Source organism: Kitasatospora sp. NPDC057512 (genome assembly GCF_042802135.1).
Classification (GTDB): Bacteria; Actinomycetota; Actinomycetes; order Streptomycetales; family Streptomycetaceae; genus Kitasatospora.
In genome coordinates this window covers 1-4,925 of the sequence record NZ_JBHVET010000655.1, presented here as the reverse complement: position 1 = coordinate 4,925, position 4,925 = coordinate 1, and the positions used below count along the sequence as shown (strand labels likewise).

Annotated in this window: 5 protein-coding genes; 2 read left to right on the top strand and 3 right to left on the bottom strand. The window is 75.2% G+C overall.

All coding sequences use genetic code 11. The features are described from left to right. Positions 1–635, top strand: a 635-nt coding sequence (locus tag ACFU6K_RS31310; RefSeq protein ID WP_380668748.1) for a GntR family transcriptional regulator, incomplete at its 5' end; no start/stop codon positions are given. A 57-nt stretch (positions 636–692) separates the two neighbouring features. On the opposite strand, the gene ACFU6K_RS31305 is transcribed toward ACFU6K_RS31310, so the two are convergent. Together ACFU6K_RS31305 and ACFU6K_RS31300 are read right to left on the bottom strand one after the other, a co-directional pair. After that, the gene (locus tag ACFU6K_RS31305) at positions 693–1,445 is read right to left on the bottom strand and encodes an MBL fold metallo-hydrolase (RefSeq protein WP_380668746.1); all 753 of its coding nucleotides are present in this window, start codon (positions 1,443–1,445) and stop codon (positions 693–695) included. A gap of 34 nt (positions 1,446–1,479) precedes the next feature. Beyond that, on the bottom strand, positions 1,480–2,499 hold the full coding sequence (locus ACFU6K_RS31300; RefSeq protein WP_380668744.1) for a GlxA family transcriptional regulator: 1,020 nt from the start codon (positions 2,497–2,499) through the stop codon (positions 1,480–1,482). 176 nt (positions 2,500–2,675) lie between these two features. Between ACFU6K_RS31300 and ACFU6K_RS31295 the strand changes: the two genes are divergently transcribed. Further along, on the top strand, positions 2,676–3,317 hold the full coding sequence (locus ACFU6K_RS31295) for a DUF4937 domain-containing protein (protein ID WP_380668742.1): 642 nt from the start codon (positions 2,676–2,678) through the stop codon (positions 3,315–3,317). Positions 3,318–3,556: 239 nt separating this feature from the next. Here the strand turns inward: ACFU6K_RS31295 and ACFU6K_RS31290 are convergent, their stop codons facing one another. Then, positions 3,557–4,708, bottom strand: coding sequence for a hypothetical protein (locus ACFU6K_RS31290; RefSeq protein ID WP_380668740.1), 1,152 nt, complete (start codon positions 4,706–4,708; stop codon positions 3,557–3,559). Between the last annotated feature and the right edge of the window lie 217 nt (positions 4,709–4,925).

Genomic DNA, 4,925 nt, shown 5'->3' with positions numbered 1-4,925 from the left:
CGCTGCGCGAGCAGGTCAAGGACGAACTCCTGGAGCAGCTCGGCCGCGGCCGGTTCACCCCCGGCGAGTCGATCAACGAGGTCCAGCTCGCCGAGGAACTGGGCGTGAGCCGAACCCCCCTGCGCGAGGCCCTGATCAGCCTGGAGCGCGAGGGCATCATCACCAGCGAGCGCGGCAAGGGCTTCCGCTTCGCCCCCACCGGCAAGCAGGAGTTCCTCGACCTCACCGCGATCGTCATCGCCCTGGAGTCGCTGGCCCTGCGCACCTCCGACCCGGCGCACCTGGCGGAGATCGCCCCCCGGCTGCTCGCCGAGGCCCGCGCCTTCTCCGCACCGCAGGCCCCGCACGGCACGATAGAGCGCTACGACGACGCCTGGCACGCCCTGCTGCTCTCCGGCTGCGCCAACGCCCGGCTGCGCGAGATGATCGACTCGCTCAAGCTCACCCTGCACCGCTACGAGCGGGTGGTGGTCGGCGACCACGAGATCCTGGAGCGCGCCGCCGAGGAGCACGAGCGGATCGCCCAGTGCCTGCTGGACGGCGACATCGACCAGGCCGTCGCCGCGCTGGAGGCCAACTGGACCGGCGGCATGGAACGCATCCTGCACCGGCTGCCCCCGGTCGCCGCGTTCTGAGCCGCCTGCCCCCGGTCGCCGCGTTCTGAGCCGGGCGCCGCGTTCTTCGCCGGCCCGTCAGCCCAGCAGTTCCGGGACCCCCGGGGCGAGCCAGTGCAGCCGGTCGGCCAGGCCCGCCGCCTCGAACCGTGCGATGGTATCCGCCCGTCCCTCGGTGAAGTGCTCCCACGAGGCGTAGTGGACGGGGACGACCCGGCGGGCACCGAGCGAGGCGGTGAGCGCGGCGGCCTGCGCCCCGTCCATGGTGATCAGCCCGCCGCCGCCGAAGGCCTCGATCCGGGCGGCGCCGAGGTGCAGGAAGGCCGTACCGATCCGGAACTTCCGTCCCACCTCGTCCAGTTCGGGGATGTGGACGGTATCGCCCGAGACGTAGAGCGCCTCCTCCTCGCCCGGCACCTCGACCACGAAGCCGGTCACGTCCCCGACCGGACCGTGCAGGCCCGGCGTGCCGGTCACCCGCAGGGTCCGGCCGTCCACGGTCAGGGTGCGGCTCTGCCAGGGCGCCAGCCCGAGCGCGCCGCCGCCGAGCCGGGCGGCCCCGCTGACGGTGGTCAGCACCGGCCGGTCGGCGAGCAGGGTCCGGCCGGTGGCGTCCAGGTTGTCGGGGTGCTCGTCATGACTGAGCAGCACGGCGTCCACCGGCGGCAGCTCGTGCGCGCCGATCGCCGGAGCACCGGTGCTGCGCAGGACCACCGGGTCGTGCCGGTACTCGGCCGGAGCCGGATCGAAGACGGGATCGGTGAGCAGCCGCAGCCCGCCGACCTCCAGCAGGACGGTCGCGGTGCCGATGTGGGTGGCCTTGATCTTCACAGTGTTCTTTCCTTTGCGGTGAGTTGATGATCCGTCAGTCATGGTCGTTCGGGTTCTCGTCCCGGACGCGGAAGCGGCTCCGGTACTCCCCCGGCGTGGTGGAGAGCCGGTCCCGGAACACCCGGTGCAGGGTCTCGACGGAGCCGAAGCCGCAGGCCCGGGCGACCCCCGGCAGCGGGTGGTCGGTGCGCTCCATCAGCCGGCGCGCCGCCTCCAGCCGCAGCTCCTCGACGTACGCCCCGGGCGTCGTGCCGCTCTCCGCGCGGAAGACCCGGGCGAAGTGCCGCTCGCTCATGGCGAGCCGGCCGGCGAGGGCGGGCACCGACAGGTCGGCGTCCAGGTGCTCGCCGATCCAGCGCCGGAGGTCCCGCAGGTCCGCCCGGCCGCCCGCGCGGTGGGCCAGCGGGACGCTGAACTGGCTCTGACCGCCCGGGCGTTGCAGGTACATCACCATGATCCGGGCGATCTCCAGCGCGAGGTCGTCGCCGTGGTCCTCGGCGACCAGCGCCAGGGTGAGGTCCATCGAGGTGCTCAGGCCGGCGCTGGTCCACATCCGCCCGGAGCGGATGAACACCGGATCGGCGTCCACCTCGACGGCCGGGTGGTCGGCGGCCAGCCGCTCGGCGGTCGCCCAGTGGGTGGTCGCGCGGTGCCCGTCCAGCAGCCCGGCCGCCGCCGTGACGTGCGCGCCCGCGCACACCGAGGCGACCCGTCCGGCCCGGGGCCCGGCCTCCCGCAGCCAGGCCACCACCGCCGGGTCCACCCGGGGCACCGGGCCGTCCGGCCCCAGGTCCACCCGGCCCGGCACCAGCACCGTGTCCGCCCGTACCCGTTCCCGCGCCAGCGTCCCGGTCACGTGCAGCGGCACCCCCGAGAAGGTCTCCACCGGCCCGCTCCGCTCGGCGCACACCCGCACCTCGTACCCGGGCCGCCCGGGCGGCAGCAGCCGGCCGGCCAGCGCGAAGATCTCGGCGGGCCCGGCCACGTCCAGCGCGTTCACCCCGGGGAACACCGGGACCACGACCAGATGCGGCAGGCGGAGTGCGTCGTCCATGCCCCCACCCTCGCCCGGAGGCGGCCCTGGCGGCAATGACGGGACTCTGCAAGATCCGGCCATCGGCCAGGGTCCTCTCCCGATCCGAAGGAGAGGACCTACGCCCCCGGCCGTACCGCCCCCGGGACGAGCGCCCGATTGACCCTCCGCCGCCTCCCGGCGGCAGGATGGCCCGCATGTGGGGCAAGTGGATCGACTGCCGGGTACGGCCCGGAGCACGCGAGGCGTTCGCCGCCGGTCAGCGCCGCTGGTCGGCGATCTCCGACCAGCCGGGCCTGGTCGGCCAGGCCGGCGGCTGGACACCGGACGGCGACCGCGCCCTCCTGCTCGCCCTGTGGGCCGACGAGCCCGCCTACACCCGCTTCCTGCGCGAACGCCACGACCGGGCCGCCGCCCAGGCCGCCCAGCGCTCCGCCTACAGCTCGATCGAGGTCGCCACCGGCCCGATCGTCCTCACCATGCCGGGTGCCTCCCCCTCCCTCCCCGACGCCCTCACCCGCGCCACCGTCCTGCGGGCCGCCGACTGCCGCCTCCACCCCGGGCGCGCCGACCACTTCCTCGACGTCCAACGCCGCCTCTGGGCCCCGAACATGGCCGCCGCCGACGGCATGCTCGGCGGCGCCGTCACCCGCCTCGCCCCCGACCGCTACCTCGTCACCACCCTGTGGACCACCCCCGCCGCCCACCACGCCTACACCACCGACCACCTCCCCACCCTGCTCCCCCGCGCCGCCGTCCCCACCGACGTCCACACCCTCACCGGGCACCTGCTCCCCCTCGAACCGTCCTGGCTGGTCCTGCCCGTCCGGTCGCCATAGCGGAGCCTGTCAGGGGCCCGCCCTACACTCCGGGCCATGTCACCGCCGCACTCCGCAGGCTCCGTCGACGACCAGCTGTCGGTCCTCGACTCCCTGCTCGCCGCCCCGTTCCCCGAGCGCGCGGACACCAGGACCGAGCACGGCTGGGGCGGCCCCGGGCACCAGATCGCCGTGCTCCGGGCGAGCCGCGACTTCTGGGACGCCCCGGGCCCGAGGCCGTCACCGAGGCCGGCGGGCTGTCACCCCGGCGCCCCCGGCCGGTGGGCGTCGCAGTACCAGCCGCCCGGATACAGCCGGGCTCCCGGCGCCCCGCACGGGATCCGCCCCGCCGAGCAGATCTCCCTCCGCACCGGCGGGATCACCCGATCAGAGGTGAGCGGCGCGCCCACCGGGTCGTACGGGTCCCCGGGCAGCAGCAGCCGGCGTGGCGGGCGGTGCGGAGCGCGGCGCTGCTCCGGCACCCGCGGGTGGTCGGCCCCGCGCTGACGCGGGACCACCGGCCGGTCCGTCCGGTCCACCAGCACCCCGCCATTGGCGAGGAAGCGGCGCCGGTCCGCCTCGGGCACCCAGAAGCGCAGCGGGCCACCGTTCCGGGTCCGTTGGGTGATCGGCACGTAGACGCCGCCGGCGACCCGGCGCACGAAGTCGTCGATCCGCGGGACCAGCACCTCCCACCTCGGGTGCCACCGCCCGCAGCGGCCGCCGCCGCGCACCGGGCAGGGCTGCGAGCCGGTGCGGTCGCACTTCAGCAGCCGGAGGGTCCGTACCCCGCCGCGCAGCAGCAGGTCGCGGTCCTCGCGGATGGCCCGGGCCGGCAGGTTGTCGGTGCGCACCCAGTGGACCTGGTCGATGAGCGGCGCCTTCGGGTCGACGGTGTGCCAGACCGCGGTGATGCCGTCCTCCTGCGCCAGCCGGTTCCGACGCCGGACGGACTGCGCGCTGACGTACGAGAGTTGGGGCTCGAAGCCGAACCGGCGGCCGTCCGCGCCGGTGACCAGGACGGCGGGCCGCCGCCCGTCGGCCGTCCCGGCCCCGATCTCGACGGCGTGCCCGTCGCTCGCGGCGGCCCGGGCGTAGCGCTCCTGGTAGGCCTTGCGCTGCTCGTCCCGGGCATCGGCGTGGGGCCGGCGGTGCGGGTTGTGGTGGGTGGCGATGCGCCGACCTCGCCGGAGCGACAGGTACATCCACTCCGGCTGGTCGGGGCGGGCGTCCCGGCAGGTGGGGCAGAGCAGCCCGCGCTGCGCCACCGGCCGCCGGTCGGCGCGCAGCCGGTGCCACAGGCCGGGCTGTTCGGGGACACCGAGGTCGTCTCGGTCGAGGTCGAGGAGGCGGTCGAGGTCGGTGTTGAAGACCAGGTTGCGCGTAGGGAGTTCACCGTCGTACTCGTTCATGGCGTCTCATCTCTGCCATCAACCACGAGAGGGAACTTCCAGTCTGCACCGGGGCACCGACACCCGGGCCGGCTTCGGTGCTGCCGGACGGATCCGCGGGTGCACGGAGGGCGCAGTGACGGACAGGGGTTTGCGGGGGCGGGACGAGCGGGCGAGACGAGCGGGAGCGCGGTCCCGAGGTGCGGGCGACCGGGTGGGTGCGGTAGCGGGTCGGCGG

Excerpts from the sequence above, each read along its gene's own strand:
- ACFU6K_RS31295 (WP_380668742.1), top strand. The coding sequence starts at position 2,676 with ATGTGGGGCAAGTGGATCGACTGCCGGGTACGGCCCGGAGCACGCGAG.
- ACFU6K_RS31290 (WP_380668740.1), bottom strand. The coding sequence starts at position 4,708 with ATGAACGAGTACGACGGTGAACTCCCTACGCGCAACCTGGTCTTCAAC.
- ACFU6K_RS31300 (WP_380668744.1), bottom strand. The coding sequence starts at position 2,499 with ATGGACGACGCACTCCGCCTGCCGCATCTGGTCGTGGTCCCGGTGTTC.